Source organism: Streptomyces sp. CGMCC 4.7035 (assembly GCF_031583065.1).
In the GTDB taxonomy this organism is placed as follows: domain Bacteria; phylum Actinomycetota; class Actinomycetes; order Streptomycetales; family Streptomycetaceae; genus Streptomyces; species Streptomyces yaanensis.
On sequence record NZ_CP134053.1, the window covers coordinates 1,577,162 to 1,602,068 of the forward strand.

At 67.3% G+C, this 24,907-nt stretch carries 18 protein-coding genes and 2 pseudogenes; 8 read left to right on the top strand and 12 right to left on the bottom strand.

Annotated elements, in window-relative coordinates; translation table 11 throughout:
* Positions 1–16: 16 nt before the first annotated feature.
* From Q2K21_RS06560 to Q2K21_RS06575, 4 genes are read left to right on the top strand one after another with little or no spacing between them, the layout of a single operon-like run.
* Positions 17–1,711 (top strand): TIGR02677 family protein, encoded by a 1,695-nt coding sequence (locus Q2K21_RS06560; protein ID WP_310766867.1) that lies wholly within the window; start codon positions 17–19, stop codon positions 1,709–1,711.
* The gene (locus tag Q2K21_RS06565) at positions 1,711–3,048 is read left to right on the top strand and encodes a TIGR02678 family protein (RefSeq protein ID WP_310766870.1); all 1,338 of its coding nucleotides are present in this window, start codon (positions 1,711–1,713) and stop codon (positions 3,046–3,048) included. The genes Q2K21_RS06560 and Q2K21_RS06565 overlap by 1 nt, the downstream gene beginning before the upstream one ends.
* Positions 3,045–7,316, top strand: coding sequence for a TIGR02680 family protein (locus tag Q2K21_RS06570; RefSeq protein ID WP_310766874.1), 4,272 nt, complete (start codon positions 3,045–3,047; stop codon positions 7,314–7,316). Before Q2K21_RS06565 ends, Q2K21_RS06570 begins: the two co-directional genes overlap by 4 nt.
* Positions 7,313–8,860, top strand: a complete 1,548-nt coding sequence (locus Q2K21_RS06575) for a TIGR02679 family protein (RefSeq protein WP_310766879.1) — start codon at positions 7,313–7,315, stop codon at positions 8,858–8,860. The genes Q2K21_RS06570 and Q2K21_RS06575 overlap by 4 nt, the downstream gene beginning before the upstream one ends.
* Before the next feature lie 47 nt (positions 8,861–8,907).
* On the opposite strand, the pseudogene Q2K21_RS06580 reads toward Q2K21_RS06575, so the two are convergent.
* Both Q2K21_RS06580 and Q2K21_RS06585 read right to left on the bottom strand, forming a co-directional pair.
* Positions 8,908–9,320, bottom strand: a pseudogene (locus Q2K21_RS06580) (DNA-binding protein).
* The gene (locus Q2K21_RS06585) at positions 9,317–9,580 is read right to left on the bottom strand and encodes a CopG family transcriptional regulator (RefSeq protein ID WP_310766882.1); all 264 of its coding nucleotides are present in this window, start codon (positions 9,578–9,580) and stop codon (positions 9,317–9,319) included. Before Q2K21_RS06585 ends, Q2K21_RS06580 begins: the two are co-directional and overlap by 4 nt.
* A 199-nt stretch (positions 9,581–9,779) precedes the next feature.
* Between Q2K21_RS06585 and Q2K21_RS06590 the strand changes: the two genes are divergently transcribed.
* The gene (locus Q2K21_RS06590) at positions 9,780–11,120 is read left to right on the top strand and encodes a DUF2254 domain-containing protein (protein WP_310766885.1); all 1,341 of its coding nucleotides are present in this window, start codon (positions 9,780–9,782) and stop codon (positions 11,118–11,120) included.
* Between the two features lie 128 nt (positions 11,121–11,248).
* Here Q2K21_RS06590 and Q2K21_RS06595 read toward each other — a convergent pair.
* Together Q2K21_RS06595 and Q2K21_RS06600 are read right to left on the bottom strand one after the other, a co-directional pair.
* Positions 11,249–11,505 (bottom strand): annotated as a pseudogene (locus Q2K21_RS06595) (IS630 family transposase); the annotation flags it as partial.
* A 119-nt stretch (positions 11,506–11,624) separates the two neighbouring features.
* Positions 11,625–12,071, bottom strand: a complete 447-nt coding sequence (locus tag Q2K21_RS06600) for an ATP-binding protein (RefSeq protein WP_310766888.1) — start codon at positions 12,069–12,071, stop codon at positions 11,625–11,627.
* A gap of 143 nt (positions 12,072–12,214) precedes the next feature.
* On the opposite strand from Q2K21_RS06600, the gene Q2K21_RS06605 reads away from it, so the two are divergent.
* On the top strand, positions 12,215–13,078 hold the full coding sequence (locus tag Q2K21_RS06605) for a helix-turn-helix domain-containing protein (RefSeq protein WP_310766892.1): 864 nt from the start codon (positions 12,215–12,217) through the stop codon (positions 13,076–13,078).
* On the top strand, positions 13,075–13,266 hold the full coding sequence (locus Q2K21_RS06610) for a DUF397 domain-containing protein (protein WP_310766895.1): 192 nt from the start codon (positions 13,075–13,077) through the stop codon (positions 13,264–13,266). Before Q2K21_RS06605 ends, Q2K21_RS06610 begins: the two co-directional genes overlap by 4 nt.
* Before the next feature lie 18 nt (positions 13,267–13,284).
* Here the strand turns inward: Q2K21_RS06610 and Q2K21_RS06615 are convergent, their stop codons facing one another.
* Together Q2K21_RS06615 and Q2K21_RS06620 are read right to left on the bottom strand one after the other, a co-directional pair.
* The gene (locus Q2K21_RS06615; protein ID WP_310766897.1) at positions 13,285–14,568 is read right to left on the bottom strand and encodes a hypothetical protein; all 1,284 of its coding nucleotides are present in this window, start codon (positions 14,566–14,568) and stop codon (positions 13,285–13,287) included.
* Positions 14,565–14,825, bottom strand: a complete 261-nt coding sequence (locus Q2K21_RS06620) for a hypothetical protein (RefSeq protein ID WP_310766899.1) — start codon at positions 14,823–14,825, stop codon at positions 14,565–14,567. The genes Q2K21_RS06615 and Q2K21_RS06620 overlap by 4 nt, the downstream gene beginning before the upstream one ends.
* A 219-nt stretch (positions 14,826–15,044) precedes the next feature.
* On the opposite strand from Q2K21_RS06620, the gene Q2K21_RS06625 reads away from it, so the two are divergent.
* Positions 15,045–15,467: a hypothetical protein gene (locus Q2K21_RS06625; protein ID WP_310766900.1), complete on the top strand. Its 423-nt coding sequence runs from the start codon at positions 15,045–15,047 to the stop codon at positions 15,465–15,467.
* A 418-nt stretch (positions 15,468–15,885) separates the two neighbouring features.
* Here Q2K21_RS06625 and Q2K21_RS06630 read toward each other — a convergent pair whose 3' ends face one another.
* The 6 genes from Q2K21_RS06630 to Q2K21_RS06655 form a co-directional block, all read right to left on the bottom strand.
* Positions 15,886–17,061, bottom strand: coding sequence for a hypothetical protein (locus Q2K21_RS06630; protein ID WP_310766903.1), 1,176 nt, complete (start codon positions 17,059–17,061; stop codon positions 15,886–15,888).
* A complete protein-coding gene (locus Q2K21_RS06635) occupies positions 17,058–19,721 on the bottom strand; it encodes an ATP-binding protein (RefSeq protein WP_310766906.1) in 2,664 nt (887 codons plus the stop codon). Before Q2K21_RS06635 ends, Q2K21_RS06630 begins: the two co-directional genes overlap by 4 nt.
* A gap of 480 nt (positions 19,722–20,201) precedes the next feature.
* Positions 20,202–21,548 (bottom strand): EVE domain-containing protein, encoded by a 1,347-nt coding sequence (locus Q2K21_RS06640; protein WP_310766909.1) that lies wholly within the window; start codon positions 21,546–21,548, stop codon positions 20,202–20,204.
* Positions 21,549–22,470: 922 nt separating this feature from the next.
* The gene (locus Q2K21_RS06645; protein WP_310766911.1) at positions 22,471–22,959 is read right to left on the bottom strand and encodes an NUDIX hydrolase; all 489 of its coding nucleotides are present in this window, start codon (positions 22,957–22,959) and stop codon (positions 22,471–22,473) included.
* A 19-nt stretch (positions 22,960–22,978) separates the two neighbouring features.
* The gene (locus tag Q2K21_RS06650; protein ID WP_310766916.1) at positions 22,979–24,193 is read right to left on the bottom strand and encodes a helix-turn-helix domain-containing protein; all 1,215 of its coding nucleotides are present in this window, start codon (positions 24,191–24,193) and stop codon (positions 22,979–22,981) included.
* A gap of 233 nt (positions 24,194–24,426) precedes the next feature.
* Positions 24,427–24,798, bottom strand: coding sequence for a GntR family transcriptional regulator (locus tag Q2K21_RS06655; protein ID WP_310766919.1), 372 nt, complete (start codon positions 24,796–24,798; stop codon positions 24,427–24,429).
* Positions 24,799–24,907 lie beyond the last annotated feature (109 nt).

The window sequence follows — 24,907 nt, forward strand, 5'->3', positions numbered from 1 at the left end:
CCGTACGCTCGTCGGTATGGAGGGGAACGAACCACACGGCGAGGAGCCCGGCACCGAGGCGTGGCAGCGGCTGAGCGCGTACGCCTACCTCAGTGCATCCGAGCGCCTGGAGTACGTAGCGGTGATGCGGGTGTTCTGCGGCACGCTGCTCGCGGACCTGTCCGTACCCGACGTTCTCGCCAAGCTGGACCGGGCCGGCGGTCCGGGGGCGGCACTCGGCGTCGAGACGCTCACCGCCCGGCTCGAACAGCTGGTCCGCTGGGGCAATCTGCTGCGCAGCACGCATACGGTCAGGGCGACGAGCATCGCCGAGTACCAGCGCTCCCGGTCCCGCTACCAGCTGTCCAAACTGGGGGAGCGCGTGCAGCGGGACGCGGACGAGGTACTGGCCGGGGCGGACGCCGCCCGCGAGGTGAGCAGCGAACTGCTCGCGCTCGTCGACCGAGGCCTGCGCGAGGTCGCCGCCCTGGCCGGGGCGCCCGGCGGCGCGGACCCGCAGCAGGCACTGGAGCGGATCAGTACGCTCTTCGTGCAGTTCGCCGAATTCGCCGAGTCCGTGCGCGACTTCTACGCCTACCTGGGTCAGGTCCTGGCGCGCTACGACCTCGATGGAGCCGAGTACCAGGGATTCAAGGAGCTGCTGCTCGACTACGTGGACGCCATCACCGAGGACGTCTCCTTCCGGGCCCCGCGCATCGCCGCGCACCTGGACACCGTCTGGCCGCACCTGCCCGCGCTGCTCGCCCGTATCGACGCGCGCACGACGGGCATCGGGGCACTGGCCGACGGACTGCCCGAGACACGGGTGCAGCGCAGCCGCGGGCGGGACCTCGCGGACTGGGAGGGGCTGCGTGACTGGTTCACCGACACCGGCGGGCACGGCAGCCAGGTGGACCAGCTCCGGGACGCCACCCTGCGTGCCCTCCAGTCGCTGCTCGCCAACGCCAAGCGGATGCTGCGTTCGGCCTCCGGCGAGATGTCCCGCCGCAGGGACCTGCTGCGGCTCGCGGCCTGGTTCGACGCCGCGGAGCCGGAGGAGGCCCACGACATCGCGGTCGCCGCCTTCGGGCTCTACGGGGCACGGCACCTGGGCGTGGCACCGGATCCGGACCTGTCCGTGCCGGCGTACGTGAGCTGGTGGACCGGACCCGTGGTGGACGTGCCGGTGGCGCTCCGCGAGCGCGGCAGCAGGGCTCCGCGCGGACGTGCCGCGGCGGCCGAGAACCACGCCGAGCAGAAGCGTCGTCTCATGGAGCGGGCGCGGGAGGAGGCGGAGGCCCGGCAGGCGGCGGCCGATGAACTGCGCAGCGCGTCGGGCAGATTCGACCAGGTGAGACTGAGCGCCCCGGCCATGCGACTACTGCTGGAGCTCCTTACCGCCGCCCTCGGCAACGCCCAGTTGCGCAAGGACGCTGGTGATGCCGGTGACACGGGTGACGCCGGTAACTCGCGTGACATCCGGGAGGCCGGTGACTTCCTGCTCGACGGCGCGCGAGCGAGCGACGCGGACCTCGGCATCCGCCTGACGGCGTGGCGCACCCCTGGCCGGAACACGGTCCTGCGGTCCGTGGACGGCGACCTGACGGCGGACGACCTCACGCTGGCCGTGGAGAGTATGGCTGTCAAGATCATGGCCGTGGAGAGCGTGACCGTCGAGAGCGTGGCCGTGGACAGCGCGTCCATGCCCACGGTGGGGGAGGCGAGCGCCTGATGCCCCTGCCCTCCGCGCACGACGTCGCACTCGCGGCCGAGCGCCGCACCGCCGCCCGGCTTCTCCTGGCCCACCCCCTCGTCACCAGCACCGGACCGCACAGCGACACCTTCCCTCTGATCCGGCGCCACGCCGACTGGCTTGCCCAGCGCTTCCAACAGGTGTTCGGCTATCGGCTGCTGGTGGAGGCGTCGTACGCCCGGCTCTTCAAGGCGGGCCTCGGCCCGGGCTCGGGCCACCGCCTCGAACGCGCGTCGACCGGGACGCCGTTCACCCCACGGACGTACGCCTATCTGGCCCTCGCCCTGTCGGTCCTCGTCACCGCACCGGAACAGCTCCTGCTGTCCCAGCTCGTCGCCGACCTGCGGGCCGCGGCCGTCGACGCCGGGATGGAGATCGCCGACACAGGACGGCAGGTCGAGCGCCGGACGCTGGCGGCCGCACTGCGGCAACTCGTCGACTGGGGCGTCCTGGTCGAGACCGAGGGCCACGTCTCGGCCGTCGCCGAGGAGCGGTCGGGGGAGGCACTGCTGACCGTGGACCGCGAGATCGCGCGAGCCGTCGTCGCCGGCCCGCTCGCACAGAGCCGCGACGGCGCGGACCTCGTACGCAGAGCAGCCGATCCCGGCTTCGGCGGGCCGCGTACGTACGTCCGCAGGCGCCTCGTCGAAACCCCCGTCGTCCACCTGGACGACCTCACGGACGCCGAGCGCGAATGGCTGCGCACCCGGCAGCGGCGCGAAGCACAGGCGTTCTCCGAACTGCTCGGCCTGGAGGCCGAGATCCGTGCTGAAGGCATCGCCCTGGTCGACCCGGACGACGAACTCACCGACCTGCACCTGCCGGGCACCGGCACGGTCGCGCAGGCCGCACTGCTGCTGGTGGAGCGGCTGGTCGCCCGACTGCGCCCCGAAGACCCCGGCCACCCGGCGACCGGCGGGCGGCTGGTCATCGGCGTACCCGTTCCGGACGGACTGCTGCCCGAACTGCTGGCCGAACTGATCGAGGAGTACGGCAGGCGGAGCCACTGGCAGCGCGGCCACCTGGAGGACCCGGACGGATTCCTCGCCGCCGTACTGGCCCTCCTGGTCCGGATGCGTCTGATGGCGCCCACCGGACCCGTGCGAGCCGAAGGCCACGGCCTGCCCGATGGATACGAGGAGACGGTGGCGGACGGCCGTTCCGTCACGGATGTCTCGGGGGCGCGCGGAAAGGACCGTACGGGCGGCGGCTGGATCCTGCTCGCCGCGGCCGCCCGGTACGCGACCACTGTGGCCGTCAAGACCCGTACTGACCAGTCCTCAGCGGACGACATCCCCAAGGAGCCGCCCCGGTGAACCGTCCGCCGTCCCCCCACCGCTACCGCCTGCACCGCGCGGGCATCCAGAACGTCTGGCAGTACGACGAGCAGGAGTTCACCTTCGGCGACGGCCGGCTGCTCCTGCGTGGCAAGAACGGCGCCGGCAAGTCCAAGGCCCTGGAGATGCTGCTGCCGTATCTCCTCGACGGCGACGCCCGTGCCCTGGACGCCACGGGAACCGGGCGCACCACCCTCGCCTGGCTGATGCTCGACGGCTTCGAGCAGACCAACAGGTTGGGCTACCTGTGGGTGGAGTTCGCGCGGACGGACGAGGAGGGGAACGACCACCACCTCACCCTCGGGGCGGCCATCCGCGCGTCCCAGTCGACCAAGACGGCGAAGCCCTTCTTCTTCACCACCTCGCTGCGGGTCGGCGAGGACCTGCACCTGGCCCCCGCCGGCCAGCCCCTCCCCGTCGACCAGCTCAAGTCGCTCGTCGGCCCGGAACACGTCACGGACCGGGCCGTCGAGCACCGGGCCAGGGTCGCCCGCGACCTGTTCGGTCTCACCGACCCGGCCCGCTACCGCAACCTGCTCCACCTCCTCCACCGCCTGCGCCGCCCCACCATCGGCGACCGCATCGACTCCGGCGGTCTGGTCTCCGTCCTGGCCGAGACCCTGCCGGCGCTCGACGACGAGATCGTGGAGAAGGTGGCCCGTAACCTCGACGACCTCGACGCCGTACGGGCCGACCTCGGACGCCTCGAGCGGACCGACCAGGCGCTGCGCACCTTCCTCACCGGCTACCGCGGTTATCTGCAGGGGGCGCTGCGCCGCCGCGCCGATCAGGCGAGCGGCGAACTGGATCAGCTGGCGGAGCGCCGCAGGGCCGCGGGTGACGCGGCGAGGAAGGCGGAGGCACTCCGTGCGAGTGAGGAGGAACTCGGCGCCCGTATCGAAGCCCTCGAAGGTGAGGCGAGTACGGCCGAGACGGACCTCGCCGCACTGCACGCCAGCGCCGGATACCGCAGCCTCAAGGAACTCGCGGAGAGACGCGCCACCGTCACTGCCCTGCACAGCGCGGCCGCCGTCGCCTTCAAGTCGCTGCGTCAGACGCACAGCAACCAGGAGGAGGCAGGGCGGCGGCTCACCGCCGAGGCGCGGCGACTCGGTGAAGAGCTGGTGGAACTGAGCACGGCGCACGGAGAGTTGGTGCGGGAGGGGGAGCGGTCCGGGCTCGATCCCGTGCATGTGGGGGAGCCGGTCGCTACCCGAGCCGCGCCGGTCGCGGCCGCCTCCACAGCCGAACTGACCTCACCGGACGGTGACTTCCACCTCGTACGCCACAGCGAGGTACTGGCCGTCGACACCGAGGCATGCGCGACCGCGTTGCGCGCCTGGGACACCCAACTGGACACCGCCCAACCGGTGATCAGGAACCGCTCCCGGTCCGTGATCGAACTGGACGCCCTCATCGAGCGGTCGAACGGGGCCCAGCGGGAGGCGCACGAGGCCGACGCCGCCCGCGAGCGCCTGGAGGAACAGGCGGAACACGCACGCATCCAGGCCGAGCGGCGCCGACAGGAGACAGCGCGCGAGTCGGAGGCGTACGCCGACGCGGCACGGGCCTGGACCGAGCGGTTGCGGAACCTCACCGGAATGCCCATGGAGGCCGTGGACGCCCTGGTCGCGCACGACCCGGCGGAGGACGGTCCGCTGCCCGCCCAGGTCCCCGACGAGGTGGCCGACGCGGCTCGGTCGGCCGTCGACCCGTGGCTGGCGGAACTGGGCGAGGAGCGGGATGCCCTCGCCGTAAGGGTCCGCGAGCTGACAGGCGAACAGGACGGCTTGCGGCGCGAGCGCGAGGATTGGGAACACCGCACCGACCCCGAACCGCCGCCCTCGCCCCACCGCGCGGCTCCCCGAGCACCGGGCACCGGAGCACCCTTGTACCGGCTGGTGGACTTCGCCGATGACCTGGTCCCGGAAGCGCGGGCGGGCCTGGAAGCCGCGCTGGAGGCAAGCGGCCTGCTGGATGCCTGGGTACGCGCGGACGGCACGGTCCTGGACCCGGCCACGCGGGACACGCTCCTGGTTCCGGGAGCGCCGGTGGCCGGGGTGACGCTCGCCAGAGTGCTACGGCCGGTTGCCGCGCCGGACAGTGGGGTGGCGGTCGAGCAGGTGGACCGCGTGCTCGGGGCGATGGCTCTGGTCGAGGGCCTTTACTCCGGCTACTCAGACCACTCCGATAACTTCCACAACTCCGACTACTCCGACGTGATGGATGCGGCGCGCGAGGCGGACCCGGTTATGGGCGAACCGGACGAACCGCACACCGCGATCGGCACTGACGGCTCCTGGAAGCTCGGCGTCGCCCGGGGCCGCCACACCAAGCGGGCCGCAGAGTACGTCGGCGCGGAGGTGCGGGCCGAAACCCGCCGCCGGGCGCTGGCGGAACTCGACCGGCGACTGACCGCAGTGGAGGCTGAACTGGCGGAGCGCCGGCACGGCCTGCGCATCCTGACCGAACACCGAGACCAGGTCGCCGACACTCTCCGCCGCCCGCCCACGGCACGTCGGCTGACCGATGCCTGGGCTCGTACCACCGAGGCCGAACGCACCGCCGAGTCCCTGGCGGGGCAGGCGGCGACGGCCGCCCGCGAGGCGGAGCAGGCACGGGCACGCGCGGTCGCCGCCCGGCGGGAGACCGAGGCGACGGCGAGCGCCCACGGCCTCCCGGCGGACCCGGCCGCACTGGACACGGTCCGTCTCGCCCTCGACCGCCTCGGCCAGGGCACGGAACGGCTGCGGCGGCGAGTGCGTGCGGTCATGTCCACAGCCGACGGCCACCGCGCCGGCCGGACGGACTACGAGCGTGCCGAGTCGGCCCGCCGGGAGGCCGAGTCCGACTACGCCGAGCCGCTCGCCACCCTGGAGGCCGCCCGCCGGACCGTCCGGGGCCTGGAGGAGGCGCTCGGTGCCACCGAGCAGGAGATCCTGGCCCGCGAAGCCGAGGCGAAGCGCCGCCTGGACGCCGTGAGCCGCCAACTCCCGCGCTCCCGCCAGGACATGGCCGACACGCACGACAAGCGCGTACGAGCGGAAGAGGACGAGCGGGTGCGGCGCGAGGCACTGGCGGCCCAGGAGAGCGCGGCGCTGGACTGCGGCAGGCGGCTGCGTACGGCGCTGTCGCTGCCGGGCGTGCTCAGGGGAGCGGGTCTTGACGCGGAGGAGGACGAAGGAGCCCTGAAGCCCCCGGACCCGATCCACGCCGACGTACGGGAACGCATCAAGGCGCTACGCCTGCTGGTCGATTCCGTACACAACGGTCTGGACGCCGAACGCCGCGACGTCTCGGACACCACGCTCCTCAACCGCCACACCGAACTGCGCGACCAGCTCTCCGGAGGCTACGACGCGACGATCGAGGAACACGACGGCATCAAGCTCTGCCGGCTCGTGGACGATCACGGCCCGCACGACATCGCCCTGGTGGGCGAGCGCATCGCGGCCCAGGCGGACGAGGCACGGGACCGCCTGACGGAGCGCGAGCGCGAGGTCTTCCAGCGCTTCCTGACGGGAGAACTGGGCGACCACCTGTCCTCCCAGGTCCTGGCCGCCGGAGCCCTGGTCGCCGCCCTGAACGCCACCTTGTCCACGGTCCGTACGTCCCACGGCCTGGGCGTGACACTCGACTGGAAGTTGGCCGACGGAGTGGAGGCGGACGTCAAGGCGGCGGTCGACCTCCTGCGCAGCGCGTCGGGCCTGCGCACCCGTGACCAGTCCGAGCAACTCCGCGACGTCCTCCAGCGCCGCATCGAGGACGCGCGTCGCGCCGACCCGGCCGCGGGCTACGCGTCCCACCTACGAACCGCGCTCGACTACCGCGACTGGTTCACCTTCACGCCCTGGGTGGTGAACGACGCGACACCGGCCGCCCGCCGCAAACTCTCCGGCCGCACGGGCATGAGCCAGGGGGAACAGCGCGTGCTCTCGTATCTGGTCCTGTTCGCGGCAGCGGCCGCGCACTTCACGAGCGTTGCGGAGCACGCCCCTTGGGCTCCCCGGTTGATCCTCCTGGACGACGCCTTCGCGAAGGTCGACGAGCCCACGCATGCCCGCCTGGGCCGCATCCTGGTCGACCTGGACCTCGACTTCGTCCTCACCAGCGAACGCCTGATCGGCAACTGGCCCGACGTACCGTCCCTGCACATCTACGAGTGCCTGCGCGACCCGCATGTGCGGGGCGTGGCCACGCTCCACTACACGTGGAACGGCCGGCAGCGGAGGCTGGTGTCGGTATGACGAGCCAGCGAGCGGCGGTAGAGCCGTCGTCCTTGGAGGCTGCCGAGCCGTCGTCCTTGGACGCTGCCAAGTCCTCGTCCTCCTCGGAGGCTGCCGAGCCGTCGTCCTTGGACGCTGCCGGGCCGTCGTCCTTGGACGCTGCCGGGCCGTCGTCCTTGGACGCTGCCGGGCCGTCGTCCTTGGACGCTGCCGAGCCCTCGTTCCTGGATGCTGCCGGGCCGTCGTCCTTGGACGCTGCCGAGCCCTCGTTCCTGGATGCAGCCGAGCCGTCGTCCCTGGACGCCGAGACGTTGGCCTTCCTGACCCGGCCGGCCCTGAGACGCCTGTGGACGGCGGCACGCACCCGCCTGGAACGCAACGGACTACAGGCGACGGGCACGGTCAAACTCCAGGACCTGGACGCGGCGGAGCGCGAGGCCCTGTCCCTCCTCCTGGCCAAACCGCTCACCGGCCCCACCGCCACGATCCGCCTGCCGGACCTGGACACCCGCCTGCGCGACAGCGCGGCCGGACGAGGCCTGGCCGCGACTCTGTCGGAACTGGGCCCACCCCTGACCGACCGCCGAGCGGCCCGCGACGCGGCGGCAGCCGAACGCACCCACCTGTGGTCCACGGCGGAGTCGGCCCTGGCCACCACACCCCTGGCAGACGAGCCCTGGACCCGCCCATGGCTGGAGGAGATACGCCGGACCGGCACGCTCACCCGCCAGCATCCCGGCACCGCCCTCACGACCATCACCCAGGCCATCCAGACCCTGGCGACCCTGTTCCCCGGCACGGGCTCCGACCCCACCCCCGCCCTTTGGGGCCGCGGCGAACTGGCCACCCGCACCACAGGCTCGGCCCACGGCCTGGACGACGGCACGCTGCTGGCCCGCCTGGTCCTGCGCGGCATCGCGCTCGCACAGGACGTCGAGTTCCCGACCGACGCCCCGGGCCGCCGCGCCCTGTGGCGCCGGGCCTCGGTCACCCCCGACGAGGTCTCCAGCACGGTCCTGACCTACGGCCTGCGCCCCACGGGCGGCACCTGGCAGGAGAGGGCCCTGAGCGAGCGCGCCGACCACCACCTGGAAACCCACCTGACGCTGCGCGAACTACGCACCCTGTACCTGGAGCTGCCCCCGCACACCCGCATCCACGTCTGCGAGAACCCGCGGGTGGTGGAAGCGGCGGCGGACGCAGGCTGCACCGCTCCGTTGATCTGCACGTCGGGCAGCGCGACAACGGTCGTACTCACGCTGCTGGACACGCTGGCGGCGTCCGACTGCGACTTCGCCTACCACGGCGACTTCGACTGGCCGGGGATTGCCCTGGCCAATCGCATCATGCAGCGCTACGGAGCGCAGCCGTGGCGCATGACGGCGGCGGACTACGAGTACGTGATGACTCGCGCTCGGCTGCAAGGAACCCCACCACTCGCCCTCACCGGCGCTCCGATCGAGGCGGCATGGGACCCGGAACTGACCATGGCCATGAGCACCCTGGGCGTCGCTCTCCATGAGGAAACGGCGCTGGACCTCCTCTTGGATGACCTGGGCGACTGACCGAGGTCCGGGGGCGCGCCCCTGTGAGGGTTGTCAGGAGCGCCCGGTCAGATCTTGACGACGGTGACACGTCCACCGCACAGGGCCGTGAGGTCCTCGGGGTCCGAGGTGAGGATCGTGACCGGTCCAGGGGCGGCGAGGGCGGTGGCGCCGAGCATGGCGTCGATGGCGTACTTGTGGCCGTGCAGGCCGGTGCCCGCGAGGAGGGCGGCGGCCTGCCGGGCGATCGGCTCGGTGACCGGCTCCACGATGAGGCGGGAGAGGGTCCACTCCAGGGCGGGGCGTTGATCCGGGGATGGACCACCTCGACCAGGGTGGCCGCAGACGTGATCACCCTCAGGTCGTCGGCGCGGGCCAGGGCGAACCAGCCGGTGACCGTACGGTCGCGCAGCACGGCCTTGGACAGCCCCTCGCTGTCGAGGACCAAGGTGCCGCCGGGTACGGCCGGGGAGCGGGTCACGCCGCGTCCACCCCGCCGCGGGTCTGCTCGAGGCGGGCCTGGTGGAGCTGGTCGCGCAGCGCCTGGATCTCCTCGTCGGTGACGGGTCCGTGCTCGGCCTCGGCGACCTGGATGAGTTCGTTGAGGTTGTCGCGTTCGATCTGCCGGGCGACGGCGGCGGCCACGTAGGCGGACAGGCCGGAGGGGCCGCTGCGCGCCTTGGCGGCCTCCGCGATGTCGCGCGGCATGGTGATCGAGTACTTGCCGGTAGGCTCGCTCATGCCCTTTATCCTACCTCCGATCCTCCTTGAGGGGGATCCATCCGTCTCCTCGCTATGGGGCGACCCCGCTGAGCAGGATTGACCGAGGACGCGGACTGTCGAAACGCTGTGATCTCAGGGAACGTGATCACTTGGACAGTCGACGCGCACGTCGGATACTGGCCATGCCCGGCCAAGCATCGACGCGTGGGGGGTGCCCATGATCCGACGTGATGCGCTGGCGGAGTACGTTCGCGGGTCGTTGTGGGTGCTTCCCACCCTGTCCGTGGTGGCCGCACTGGTCACCGGGTCGATGCTGTCCCTCGTCAAGACCGGATCGGGCTCGCCGCTGGCGTTTCAGGGGACCGCCGACGATGCCCGCACGCTGCTGATCGGGATAGCCGGGACCATGGTGACGGTCATCGCCGTGCTGCTGGGCCTGGCCGTGGTCGCGCTGCAACTGTCGTCCACCCAGTTCTCGCCGCGGCTGCTGCGCAACTTTCTCCGCGACCGGCCCAATCAGATCGTGCTCAGCGTCTTCGTGGCCACCTTCGCCTACAGCGCGGCCGGTCTCTACACGGTCGGTGTTTCGGGAGGGGGCCGCTCCGAGAACTTTCCCCGGTTCGCGGTGAGCGGCGCGCTCGTCCTGCTGTTCGTCAGCCTCGGCCTGCTGGTGTTCTTCGCCGACCATCTCGTGCATTCCATCCAGGTCGACGCGATCATGAGCGTGGTCGAGCGCAACACCGTCCGGGTGATCCGCGACGGGGTGTTCGCCGGTGGCGAGGATGTCGTCGACGTACCGGAGTGGGCCGTGGCCATCGCCTCCCACCGCTCCGGGTACGTACAAGTGGTGCGCCCGCACCTGCTGCTGCGGACCGCGGCCGAGCACGGGGTCTGTCTGCGGCTTCGGCCCCGGGTAGGCGAACACGTCGTCGCGGGAACGACACTGGCGTGGATCTGGCGGGCTTCACCGCATGATCCCGCTCCGTCCCCTCAGGAGTTCTCGCAGGTGATGGGCGCTGGCGTCCGTATCGGATTCGAGCGCACCCTGGAACAGGACGCTGCGCTCGGAATCCGGCAACTGGTCGACGTCGCCTGCAAGGCGCTGTCTCCGGCGGTCAACGATCCGTACACGGCGGTGCAGGCCATCGACCACCTGTCCGTGATCTTCTGTGTGCTCGCCCGGCGCCCCCTGGGCAACCACGTCGTCCGCGACGTCGGCGGGGCCGCCGTGATCATTCCCGGGCGGCGGTTTCCGGAATACCTCGCCGTGATGTGCGGGCTCATCCGACGCTACGGGGCCCGTGAACCGACCGTGGCCCACGCCCTGCTCCGCCTGCTGCACAACGGCGCCGCCGTGGTCGCCGACGATGCCGAGCGGTCGGCGGCGATCGAGGAACAGGCCCGCATCGTCATCGCCGACGCCGAGCGAGAGGTGGCGCAGCCGACCGACCTCGCCCTCGCCCACGCGGAGGCGGAAGCCGTGCGCCGGCAAGTGGCCAGGAATCGTTCGACCGTCCACACCCCCGACAACCGACCAGACGGGCCACCAACTCCCTGACCACCTCGGCAGGCAATGCAGGCAGTCCTGCAGCGCCACGGCTTGTCCCCTGCGCCGACCCCCGGCGCGACCTCCCGTGCCACGTCCTCGGCTCGCCCGGCCGGCGTGGTCCTGCGCACCGGGGCCGGGTGGCGGACCCCGTGCGGGCGGGTGTAGGTCGCCCGGCAGGGGGCCTGGGCTCGCGGTCGGGGTCCTTGTGCCGTCCTCCGCGCCAGGCCCACTGCCGGCCTGGGTGGGGCTGGAGGTTGAGCGGGCCGAACTCATCCAGGCATAAGACGACTTCGGGCTCGCTTTCCTCGGGTATGACCTCGCCGTCGGCGATCGCGTAGAGGCGCTCGACGCGGGCCTTCTTGGCCGCGTAGCCGGGGGCGCGGGAGGTCTTCCCGTTCCTTCGAGCGCGGGCTCGGATACCTCGACGCGGTGTCCGGTGTCGAGGTCGGTGACGGCTGGATCACCGCGACCGTCCACGGCACCGAGCGGTACGAGGTGGAACTGACGCGCTCTTCACGCGGCCGGGGCCCCGGAAAGAGCGATCTCCGCCCACACGACCTTGCCGGACGGCGGCCATGGCTCGCTGCCCCACCGCACGGCCAGCGCGTCGACGAGGAGCAGCCCGTGCCCGGTCCCGGCGGTGGGACAGCCAGTACGACGGACGAGGGGCCGACGGTCGCCCCGCGGATCGGTGACTTCGATACGGACCATTTCCGAGGCATCGACACTGAGCGTGAGCCGGAACCCGCGTCCCTTCACCCGCCCGTGCGTGACCGCGTTCGCCGCCAACTCGGCGACGACCAGCGCCACGGACTCGCTGACCGCGCAACTGTGCGGCCAGCCCCACTCACCGAGCTGCTGCACGGCCAGCAGCCGGGCAAGGCGGGCACCGCGAGGAGTGGCGCTGAGGAGCTGGGTGAACCGCTGGGTGAACTGCTGGGTGGAGATTTCTGACTTCATGTCACTGAGCGTGGTCGCCTCGCTCTACCCTGACCAGGGAATCCTTCGGTACGGAGGGTGTGTGTACCGGTACGGACGGTGTCCTGTACGGGTGTCGGCCGTGACCTGGTGGGGCGTGTGGGACAGCAGGGCGGGTGTTCGGGATGGCGATGACGGAGTCGCAGTCGCAGGAGACGTACGACGAGGGCGAGCAGGCCGGCGACCTGAACCGGGCGATCGGCAAGCAGGTCAAGGTACTTCGGGAGCGGACGGGACTCACACAGAAGGAGCTGGGGGACCGGCTCGGATACAGCGAGGACCTGATCTCGTCGCTGGAGCGGGGGAGGCGGACGCCGCAACGGGAGTTCCTTGAGGCGGCGGATGAACTGCTCTGCGCCGGTGGCTTGTTGAAGGCGACGATCGAGGATGTGGAGCGGGCCAAGGCGAAGGCGAGGGTGAAGCATCCGGCTTGGTTCAGGGATTATGCGCGGCTGGAAGCGAGTGCGGTTGAGATCAACTTCTTCAGCACTCTTGCGCCGCCTGGGCTGTTGCAGACCGAGGACTTCATCCGGACTGTTCTGAACGGTCGACAGCCGCTGCTGTCCGAGGAGACCATCGAACAGCGGGTGGTCTCTCGGCTCGCCCGCCAGGAGATCCTGACGCGGTGGCCGCTGCCCATGGTGACGGCCGTCATCGACGAATCCGTGCTGCGGCGCAAGCTTGGTGGGCGCAAGGTGCGGAAAGGACAGTTGGAGCATTTGCTGAAGTGCGGCCGGCTGCGCAACATCACCCTGCAAGTGCTGCCGCTGGACTGCGAGGAGAACTCCGGGGTGGATGGTCCGTTCGTGCTGTTGACGCCCAAGGGGAAGCAGCAGGTGGCCTACCTGGAGGTGCAGGGCGTAGGCCAGTTGATCACGGACTCGGACGAAGTGCGTATCCTGGCCGCGCGCTATGGAAGCATTCGTGGGCAGGCCCTCACCCCGCGTGAGTCCCTGGCCCTGATGCAAGAACTGTTGGGAGAGCCATGAGCACCAACGAAACCTCGCCCGAACTTGCCTGGTTCAAGAGCAGCTACAGCGGCGCGGAGGGCGGCGAGTGCCTGGAGGCCGCCACAACCAAGGGCGCGGTCCACATCCGCGACTCGAAGGACCCCGCCCGCGCCCAACTCGCCTTCCACCCGTCGGAGTGGGCCGCATTCCTGCGGTATGCGACCTAGGGCTGAGCGCACGCGAGGCTACGCCTTGCCATCCCCGCCCCTCAGTGACGACAGAACCAGGCGCCCGTACCGCGTCGTAAGGACTGCCGCTGTGGCGGCAACCGACAGTGCGAGCGAGATGATCAGGTGCGCCACAGAGTGGTCATCGAGAACTTGCAGGATGCCAAGGGCCGTGCCGAGGGGCAGGCCGAGAATGGTGAGGACGCCCAGGGCCCCGCTGATCTGCTGGCTTTCCTGCGTCTGTACGAGCCTGCTGTAGTCGGCTGCTTCGGCGAGGATCTCGTCGAAGCGTGCGGGCAGGCGGTGCTGGTTCTGGAAGGCGAGCAGCAGATCGTTTGCCGCGCCGTGTGCGGTGAGGTGCTGTCGCCAGTAGGTGCTGCGGAAGACAGCGATGTTCTTCTCCAGCGTGGCGACGCGGCGGGCCAGACGCGAGGAGTTGAACACCTCGGAGAGTTCGTCGGTGAGCTCGTCGATGTGATCGCGTTGGAGCGAGCCGAGGAGCAGAGCGTCGAGGTAGACGGTACGGGAGTGAAGCGCGCCGAATTCGAAGAAGTCGCCCTCACCGGCGTCGGCCCGGTGGCCGAGGAAGGCGGCCCCTTGACGCAGCACCAAGGCGCTCCAGTCCGCCGAGATCCGCACAGCGTCCTTGAGCTGTTCGTGGGTGGTCTCCGGAGGCAGTGGGAAGTCCTCCGGTGTGGAGCGTGACGCCAGTTGCCACAGCCAGCGGTCCGCGGTGGAGGGCAGTGCCCCTTCGAGCCCCGTGCGGAGGGCTGGGGAGTGCTGCCCTGTAGGGGTCATGAAAGCGATGGTGTAAGGACGGGCGATGGCGAACGGCGCGTCGGGGTCACGGACATCGGCGATGCCGGCGAGAAGCTGGGCCGGGTCGAAAGGTCCGGTGAGCGGTTCCTCCACTGGGACAGGCCGCCGCCCGCCCAGAGCCCGCAGTACGGGCAGCAGCGGGCGCTCCACGCTGAAATGCAGGACGGCGAGGGCATGTTCGGGATTGCGAGCGGTGGCCGCGCGCAGAAGCTCCATGCCGAGCAGGTGCAGCCCGTCATGCTTGACGTCCAGCGGCAGGTGCCAGCGACGCGGCCGTCCAGGTGCCCCATAGAGTGCGCGGGCGGAGGCAGGGGCGAAGTACGTAGAACGGGTCTGGGTGTCGGTGCGGCGGCTACCCAGCTCGAACGGCAAAGGACCTTCCTGCCAGTCAGGGACGCGGAGCAGCCGCACGGGCAGGACGACGGTCAGCTCCTGGCGCGCCCCTGTGACGTCGTCGAGCGCCGGAATGCCGTTGCCCGTCACAGGTAGTACTCGGCCGGGTCGGGCTGGTCGAGATGGATGACGAACTCCGCCCGGTCGGGGCTTTGGGCGCTGACATGAAAGCACACGCGTTCCCCAGTGCGGATGGTCCGGAATCCCTCGGTCATGATCTGCCGGCAGTCGAAGCTGTAGTACCGCTCATCCTCGTCGTCCTGGACGACATAGGAGCCGAGCGCACCGGTCACCCCTCCGCCGCTCGTTCGCCTGTCGACGATGGTTCCGTGACACGGCCCGCTCATGCTGTCGTCCCCTCTCCCTCGGACGCGTCGATGTCCTGCACGCCACAGGGCACAGGCCACTGGGCAGGCTATCGCGGGTGCCCGAACAGCAACAGCCTGTAATCGGACGGTCGTTGGGAGTTGATCGACTTGTCTCGGGCGCAGGTGAACGCGATGCGTTGTCAGTGGCCCCTCCTACGCTGCGCTACTGATCGAACGGTTCGGACAAGGAGGCATTGGATGGGCGGTGACGCGTGGAAGCACACGGGCCCGTATCAGAGGGATCTGGCTGCGGCATTCCGGCAGGAGCAAGAACGGGAGTTGGCGCGGGACAACCACGGCTTTGAAGGCCGGTCCGTAGAAGAACTGTGGAGGGACCCAAAGTGGCATGAGTACATCTTCACTGGTGGCACGGCGACGGTGTTGGATTTCCCCCTCATGATCGACGCTGCGGATAGCGACGACGGCCCCTTCATGCGGCCGCTGACCGATCAAGAGGTTCGTGCGTGGGCTCCCAGCGGCCGGCCCACCTACGACGAGTGGGTCGACGCCCTCGCTTCCGACCGGCTGGACTACCCCGGGCGCGGCCGCGGTAACTGCACGATGCTCTACCGCGACGGTCAGCCCACGGAGATCGGTTACTGGGGGGTTACCTCCGATTAGTGGATCAGCGTCCAGTCATGGTGCTAGCCAACGACTCGCTGGCTTGTGGAGCCTGGCGCAGCCTTCAGACCCCTGGATCCATCCAGGGGTCTTCGCCGATCCTGGGTCCGGCCAGGGCAGATGCCTCAAGATCCTGTCCACGAATTGCACCAAGAACCGGACCTCAGCGTCTCGGCTGGGGACGGGGGCTTTCAGCGCCTCATACAGGGCCCCCGGCAGGATTCGAACCTGCGCACACGGCTCCGGAGGGCCTGTGTATGGCCCGCATCTCCGCTGGTCACGGCCTGTCAGCCCAGCGATAGCGAGGTCCCCGTCCACATATAGTCCGCAGCCCGCGGCATGCTCGGATCCTGCTGTAGGCCGCCGGCTTCCGTGACCAGTGGCGTGTGAGGACACTGTAGGGGTGTGACCTCCGTTCTCAGGCGGCGAAGGTCAGAACGACCTCTTCCTTCATACGCTTATCGAGCGAGTTAGTGCCGCCTCGAGGGGGCGGGAGGTAGCGTCGACTCTCTGGCAATTCACGAACATGCCGATCGCAAAGCTCGAGCCGATGGCGCCGACCAAGGCCTTGCAGCATTCGATCAATGGAGACTTCAAAGCCGTTGATCTTAGCGTCGGAAATAACGAACGATGCGGTACCCCCGGGCTTGAGTACTCGCGAGATCTCGGAGAACACGGCGTCCATGTCTGAGGTGTATTTGTGAACTATTCCAGCGGCCCGAGAAGCGATGTCTGGAGACGTCGAAGACTTTGCGATTTCCTCGATCTCCGAGGCTGCTTTCATGCCCACCTCAGATCCCACATTCGTGGATCGCAGGCCGCGCAAATATGCAATTGAGTACCCCATCCATACAAGGCTCATCCGATGACCCCTGAGGTAGTCAATCGCCACCAGGTATGGAGGGCTAGTCATAACAGCATCGACACTGTTGTTCTGAAGCGGCAAGGAACGGGCGTCTGCCCGCAGGGTTGTTAGCTTTGCATCATTTGACGCGATTGAGTAACCGCCTCGGAGTGTTCGAACACGAGAAGCGACAGTCTCTGCCGATGCGCAGAACTTATCAATGGGATCAAATGAGGCCGTGTCTCGCACGCGATGAGGGCGAGAGTGGGAGACGTCGCGAGCTTTCGAGACGCCAGAATCCTTCGTAATGATGAGCCGCGAAAAGGCGCACCAAAGTGGCGCCTTGAATTGCTCTGGCGCCAGTGTAATCTCGGCTACGAGCGCAGCCAAGCGCGACCGCGTCTTCGGGTCAAACCAGAAGTCGATAAATTTGGAAGTTTCCGCATCGACTTGGATGTCTTCGCTTTTCGACCTGTCTGCTCGGACAGCTATGGCCCTGGCATGCTCCGTGAAAGCAGAAAGGTCATAGTCCGTGCCCACTGTCTGCGCGATCATAAGAGCCAGGGGGTCCGTGTCGCAGCCAAAAGCGGTGTGACCTGATAGGTTTGCTGCAAGCGGGAATGTCCCGGAACCCATCATCGGGTCGAGTACGACTGCGTTGGTTGAAAGACTGGCGATCTTCCGTTCGACCAACTCTGGTGCCATACGGGCAGGGAACGGATGCACCGCCGCTCGGGTCTGAATTTTCACGGCGTTGCCGGCCCTTCTGTTTCTAGATCAGTAGGCACCGCTGCCTTGTAGGCGTCGGCGAGTCTGGCAGGATAGTCCCTTAGGGTACTGTTAAGTTCCTGCAGGAGGGCCTTTGGCGTCGCGTTAAGTGCGATCAATTGTCCGTCAAAGAAGATACTCGACGGTGCCAATGCCGCCAGGCCACGAATGATAGCTGTCAATTCCTCGGGAGTCAGATCAATCGCTCCGTCAGTGCGTTCGTAGATGGCAGTCATGATCGTGTCGACTCTAACTGGTGTCCTCCGCTCGGAGTAACGAACCAGTAGGTTGATGACCTCGGTTACTGGCGGGGCCTGAGGCGCAGGCTGCGCCTCGATGGCGTCGACGAATGCACGCGAGCCCTCGGGGGTGTGGTGCTTGAACAGATCTCGCAGGATTAGGGGTGAGAGTCGCCTCAACGGGAATAGCTCGACCAAGCGAGCAAGATCCGTGATCGTGATCGGTGTTACTCCATCGTTCTTGCAGATGGCACCGATTAGTGCGTCCTCGTCACCGTCACCCTGGAATCCTGGCGCGACAATCAGAGTGTAGGAAGGCTTGACGTCCAGATTGAACGTCTTAGTGGCTTTCTCGCGATGAACCCGAAGGATGGAAGTGCGGGCTGTTCCAGCTTGGATTTTGGGAGGCTTGGGCGAGGCCTCCCCGCCCATGACCTGCCTTGCCTCTTTTCCGCTGGATTTGGCGTCGTAGGTCAAGGCGTAGCTTTCACTACCGTTTCCGCGCCTGCCCAGTCTGACTGTGGCGATCCCATCGGGGCGCCCATTCCCGCCGATCCTCTGTACGCTGTATCCCATTATTTCTAGCGCGTCGGCAACAGCGTCTTCGAGTTCAGTCTCATTGCTACTTGAATCGCGAAGTTGGCGAGCCACGACCGGGGCGGAGTTCGGGTGTCGCTTCACGAGGTCGCGTAGGAAAGCATCCCTCCGCTTCATGATGCGGTTCACAACCTCCGCCTCGATGCTTTCGTCGATCATGTAGGCCTGCGTAAGAAGCTCTGTCAACCCTAGGAGTTGCAGCGCTTCTTGCATTCCAGGTTGATCGATGTAATTGCTGACGAAGGGGTGCGTCTGGTTGAGAATCGCAGCTCGCCGATTCACGTCGTACTTGACGAGGCGTCGATCATCTCCGACGGGTTCGACGATTACCTTTTCCAAAAGGTCATCGTTTTCAGCAATCAGAGTCTGCGCCTCGGGCTCGTCCGAGAGATCCATGCCGAGGACTTCTCGAACTGCAGCGTCCCCTTGTGAGGCTCGTCGGACCATGCGCCTCAGCGGGCCTTGTGTGAGGCCGGGAGGCGGGTTCGAAATCCTTCCTTGTTTCGTAAGCACTGGCATGGCGTCGGCGTCATCAGACTTCTTGGTAACTGATCTTGCCTTGTTGAAGACGGCAAGCATGTACTGTCGAAGTTCTAAAACCTCCGGGGAATCTTGCAGGCTCTCGCGCGGGCTCGCCACCAACCCGTCAAGGTCATCGGCATTAATCACCATATGAAAGCGCGTCAGGGTTCCGTGATGAAGTTCCGGCCCGACGTTGAAAGAAGCGTCGTCAAGATTGATAAGCCGCTGCCGGACTCGCACAAAGAATCCGTGGCTGCGGGCAATCAATTCACTTTTGCCCTTCTGTAGACCATCTTCGAACAATTGGGCGTATCCCCACACTGCTCCAGCCTTGGGGAGTCGATACGCTGGAACCATTTCTCCATCGATCTCAACTCGGATGGCTTCGCCGATTTGACGGTCGCGGGGGAGTTCAGATTCTGACTCGCCGATAGTGAAGCGCCACCGTTCTTTCCCCTGCGCCTTCGATGCCTCAATCTCGTCACCGTTGTAGTACAGCTTGAATGAAGGGTTGAGTGGAATTGATGTTGACAAAACCCAGCGAAGTCGACCCTGTCGAATATTGTGGGCCGGCTTCTTGAGGCGTGTCATGACGGCAGCGGTCCAGTGTTCTGGCCCTTCCTCGGAGGCGGGGAAGAGCGCTTCAATTACCGGGCGCATGTTAGCCCCGTAGTCGCGCAAATTTGTAAGGAGAGCTTCCTTGGCTTCCTCCTTCGTGAGCTCTAGGACTAGCAAACTAAGATTGTGGGGGTCGCTCATGTCACCCTGGACTTTCTTGTAATCCATAGTGACAGCCCTATAGGCGCCGTCCTTGAGCGTGATGTAGGTTAGCTCTTCAGCCAGAACATACGTTGCAAGTTTGCCAATGCCGAACTTCCCGATGGGGACGCGGGGTGAAGTTTTATCCGTTTCTCTCTTGCGTGATTTTCCGATTCGCCAGAGATCTTGGAGCCCCGAGACATCCATGGAGAGGCCGTCGTCGATTACTAGGATGGAGGCGTGTGGCGCTTCGAGGTCGGCAGGCATGTGAACCCATACCCTTTTTGCGCCGGCGTCGTAGGAGTTGGAAACCAACTCTTCAAATGTCTTATTTGGGGAGCTGTAGAGACCCTCGGAGAAGCGTTCAATGATTTCGAGGGATATGCGAACTGGCACGACGGCGGAAGCGTCTCGTGTGACCCCAACGAAGTCGGCTACGGCAACCTGGGGCCCAGACTCGACGGCATCAGTGCCGCCGAGGGTCAACTGCTCGGCGCCCTTGTCGCTCGCTGCTTCGAACCCCACCACGGCCCCCTATGGACTCAGTCGCTGGCACTCAGATCGTCGGGCGTGACGCTCCGTCACTCTCGGTGCGTATTTTATGGGTTGGGGAGTCTCTGACGATAGATGGACTGCCTGAACGTGCAAGTGTCGCATCGAGTGGTGGCCTCGTGGTCGCCAGGTAGGTGGAGGCTCACGAAGAGCCAAGGACCGAGATCGCGTAACTGAACGCGGACTGACCAGTCGGGATGCCGATGTGAGTGTCTGTGGCTGCCGCCGTCACTCCACTCCCCGCTGTTCTCTACCCAGCACCGCCCGATCGCGTACGAGGGGGCGTGTACTCCGGTCCTGCCTCCTCGATGCGAACTACGGGCGAGTAGGTCGCTGAGGTCTCCTAGGCTGGTCACTGGGGTGTCAGCGGCATAGGACGGTCAGCTGCGGTCGTTCTCGTCGATGAGGAGCACAGGGGCTACCGGATCAATCGTCGCGCGTCTTCCTGGACGACTACTGCCAGACCTTCGCGTCGGCTCCCGGCCAAGCGAGGATCACGCCGGCGCGCTCGCAGATCCCGAGCCAGCGGTCTTCGGAGGGCGCACGCTCTACCCATAGAACTCCGCGCACCTGCGGCGCTCGTTCACTGAGCTGGTCTACGTAATCCAGCAGCTGACCGAGCCCTGTACGCAACTGGTGGGACTCGTTCTCCAACCGCAGGGACTTGACTTCCGTGACCGTCAAGGTGTCGTCATCACGCCATGCGAGGTCGAAAGCCGGGTCGGTCGGCATCGGCGACAAGGGCCTCAAGCCGCGGTCGCGAACCTGCTGGGCGAGTGCGTTCTGCAGCCCGCGGTGCCTAGTCAGCGTCTCCGCCATGAGTGCGGGATCCGGTGCGCTCGGCGTAGCTGGCGCGGGCGTAGTGGTTTCATCCTCGACCCGGTAGTCCGTGCCTACAGGCACGTCCGGGGCCGTCACTGCCGCACCGACGCGGATCATGTGGAAGTGGATGACCTGGCGCTCCTCGCCACCTCCCGTTGACGGGGCCCGGCCCCAGGAGTAAGGACGGCTGGGGTCAAGGATCCATTCGCCGGCATAGCGAACTACACCCCGACTCCCGATGAACAGCCGTAGGTGCCGTCCGTCTTGCAGGTGGTCCCGGATGGCCTTGTTGCCGCGGGTGAAGACCTGGTCACCGGCTTGGCCCTCGCCGGTGTAGCGGAAGTGGTCTTCCGACTCCCACAGATCCTGGTAACCGTGCTGTTCGCCTGTGCGGGGGTCTGTGAAGAAGATGATGTTTTCACTCGTCTTGGACGGGCTGATCCCGCCCTGCCGGCTGCCGCCATACTGCGTGTGAAGATCGACGCGACGAATCTCGTCGCCCGGCTTTAGGTCCCAATCGTCACCCTCGGGGAGCTGCACGCCCGGTGTACCTGCCGTCGTCCGCTCGACCTCGCCTACCAACGCTTCCCACTGTTGCTCAGTAAGCCGGTGCGGGTTGGTGGCAAACGGCTGCGTCAGCACGCTGGCTCCAACGAACGTGCTGTGGCCCTTGAACCAGGCACGAGGGACCGGGCTGTCCCGCCACTGCCCGACGCGGAGCGGCACAACGTGCCGTGGTCCTGGCGCTTCAGCCCAATAGCCGTCGTCGTCCTCATCGGTCCAGAACGGCTCGCCAGTGAGCTGTCCAGTTGCGACTACTCCCCCTTGCGGGCCGCTCACCCACAGCGCGAAGGCGTCACCCTCGCGCATCTCACGCAGGTGTCGGCCCACTGACCAACTCGTCAACTCCCCGCCCTCATCCAGCATCTCTTGCAGCCGGAACTTCCTTGGATTGCAGACCAATAGCCACGCCGCCATGAAGCCCACCCCTTCGCACATGGAGGAGCTACAGACTAGCTATCACCCATGACACCGGTGGGGGACCCGGCGTTTGGCCGATCGATCACGGGCAGCCGGGGCCAGCATTCTCGGTAGACGCCTTCTCTGCTTCTGAAGGCGTGGTTGACTCCTCCTGCTGCTCCTGCTCCCCCGTCGCCACGGGTACGGAGGGAGCATGCGGCGAGGTGGAAGGGTGTGGAGTATGTCGGTTGTACGTCCCGGAAGTGATCATTACCCGGCGCACGATCAGGTCTGCTTCCTCTGTGCTGAGCCATTCGACGGCAGCGGGGCTGTAGTCATGTGGGTCGGGGTTGGTTACTTCATGTATCTCCATGGCCAGGGGTGTGCTGGTTCCTTCGTTCTCCGGATCGCACGGGATGCCTGGCAGGTGGAGCATGAACAGTGCCACACACCGCAGAACGCGCCCTACTGAGGTTGGCGGAGCGGCTTTGGGCTGGAGCTGCCTTGGTGCGAGTGATCATGGCCCCGTAAGCTTCCGGCGCGTCGGGCAGTCTGTGGACCTGCCCGGTAAAGCACGACGTTGGGGCCATGATCTTCGAGGCTCGCGCCAAGGTGGCTGCCTAAAGCCGTGGAGCCGACCGCCCCAGCCACGACGGTGTTCTGACCTCGGCGGGACTGTCTCACCCTTACCCCGGCCTGGTCTTCGCCCCCTTGTGGGCGCGGACGGGCGCCGGCGCGCGGCCCCGGTGACGAAGGCAAGGAGGGGCGGCGCGCCGGCGACCGGCCGGCGCCGCCGCGCTGTGCGCGGCACCTCCGATCTGTGATCGGACTGCTTGCAGTTCAGGAGGCAGGGAGCAATGGCGAGCGAAGCGAGCCCTTGATGATGTAGGGAAACTTCCACCGCGTTCCGCGTCGGGGGTGCCGGAAAACTCCCGTGCCGCTATGCGGCGACACTGTCGGGCTGCTGCCCGTGTTCGAGATAGATCGGCGCCGTCCCTGATGATCGGGCCTCTATGGCGGCAAGGATCCGCCTGGCCAAGCGCGGAATCGTACGCTCGGCGACTTCGTCGGGGCACAGGAACGCGATGCTCTTCAACTCATCCGCCTGCAAGGTCGCTTCGGCCAGAGCCTCCGGGGTGAGCTGACCGCCGTCGAAGAGGTACAGCACCTTGTCGCCCTCGGCATCGTTGGGAGCCCAGTCGACTGCCAGCAAGCGCCCCAGGGGAGGAGTGATTCCCAACTCTTCCTCCACCTCTCGGGCGGCTGCCTGGAGCGGGGATTCCCCCACCTCGACATAGCCACCGGGGATGTCCCAGTAGTCCTTGTAGGTGGGCTCCACCATGAGGACACGCCCGTCGGCATCAAAGAAGAGCGCACCCGCGGCCATGCGCGGATGCGCCATCTTCGCTTCGTGCTCGCTCGCTGCCATGGCCCCGAGCGTACCCACCTCAGACGACATGCAGCCGATCGGCAAGCTCCGCGAGGGTTCGGCTCGGCCGGCCGCGCTGGTTGCGCACCCACGTGAGCACCAGCTCACGAGCGAGGTAGTGACTGCGGACCTGTTCCGGCGCCCACTGCTCGGCTTCGAGGATCATGGACAGGGCATCGTCCATCCGGTTGTGCGCACTGAGTGCACGGGCCACCTCCAGGTTGTGCCGCGTCCGTCGCTCGATCGGCAGACCGCTGGTGTCGACCTGGGGGCCCAGATCAGCGGCGACCTGCATGTCTCCCAGCTCCGCCGCCGTGGCCACTCGGTGGATCGCGACGTTCGTCGGCCCGAATGCCGTCCACATGTGGTTGGCGTCTCGCCCAAGCCGTTGCGCTGCCTGGTCCGCCTCGGCAAGGAAGTCACGAGTAGTGGAGCGATCATCGGCACGCGCGGCTGCCATCGACCCCGCGAGGAAGAGCGTCCCGTAGATCGACAGGAACTCTGGGCTGGCGTCTCGGAGCCCTGGGCGAAGGTAGTCAGCGGCGTCGCTGACGAGCTGTACGGCGGCGTCGAACCTGCCGTTCGAGAGAAGGCAGTGTGCCACCGATCGGAAGAGCGACCCGGTGACGGCGGCGTTGTCCGACTGCTGAGCCGCAGCCAACCCGCGATCCGCCGCGATCCACGCGAGATCCGTCTCGCCGACCTTGGTCAGTACCATGGCGGCGCCCTGGTACGTCATCGCCATCAGTTCGTGTGCCCGCTCGCGCTCTCGGCCCTCGTACGCCTGGGCTGCAATGAGTGCGTCGGCAAGCACCAAGGGAAGGCGTCGGGTGGCGAAGCCGTACCGCGAATCCTGATAGGCGTCCCAGACTTCGGCCACGCTGTCCTTCAGCTCATCGAGGGGCGTCGGTTCTCCCTCGGTGGTCACGCCCAGAAGCGGCGTGAGCTGCCGGTAGTTCATCAGCGCTGACCGCAGCGCCGGCACAGTCCGGGTGCCGCTGTCCGCTGTCCAGTCCATCAGCGTGGGCTCGGCGAGCAGATCGCCAAGGGTCACGTCCAGCGCATCGGCCAGGGACTTGATGACCGAGAGCCTGTCCAGCTCCAGCCGGTTGTTCTCGGCCTTGCTCAGCCAGTCGACTGTACGGCCGACGAGTCCGGCCAGGACTTCCTGGGACATGCCGCGCCGCCGGCGGTACCAAGCGACTCGCTCACCGATCGTCAGGTTCGTCGTCATTCCTCGCATGGGAAGAGCGTCCCCCTGTCTCTTCGCGCGACCCCGGAGAGATTTTCCGGGGTGGTGAGCCGGACCGGTCCTAGCGTTGCTGACAACCCAAGGAGCTGTCAGACCGAGAGTGCAACGAGGGGCCGTCATGGCGCTGACCCCGGTAGAGCGGCTGGAACTACTCAACCAGATACGGGAGCTTGACGAAGAGATGGCTGAACTCGCCCGAAGGGCGGACAGGTTGGTCACCGAGCTTGGCCTTGCTGCCTTACAAGATCCTCAAGTTGGTCCATCCGCTCGGCGAGGCGGCGCACATCCCGACGGACCTCCGACAGGTACTCGGTGATCTGCTCGAACTCGGTGCTCCGCTTCGGTGAGGCGCCCTCGCCGGGCAGTGCGGCGAAGCTGCCTTTGCCCTGGTGAGAGATCGCGTAGCCGTCCTCGCGGAGTCGAGAGATCGCCTGCCGGGCCACGGTGCGCGACACGCCGTGCTCGGTCATCAGCTCCGCCTCTGAGGGCAGCTTGTCGCCCGGTGCGAGTTCCCCGTCCCGGATCTTGCGCTTGAACTCGTCGGCGATCTGCAAGTACGCGGCCCGCCCGGCGGTGAAGTCGGCCATAGCCCCTCTCCGTGGTTGTCGTACCTAGTGCAGCACATCCCGCGCAAGGGAGTCGAGGCCGGCCACTTGACACACCAAGTAGTACAGGTCCATTCTCTAGCCAGAAATG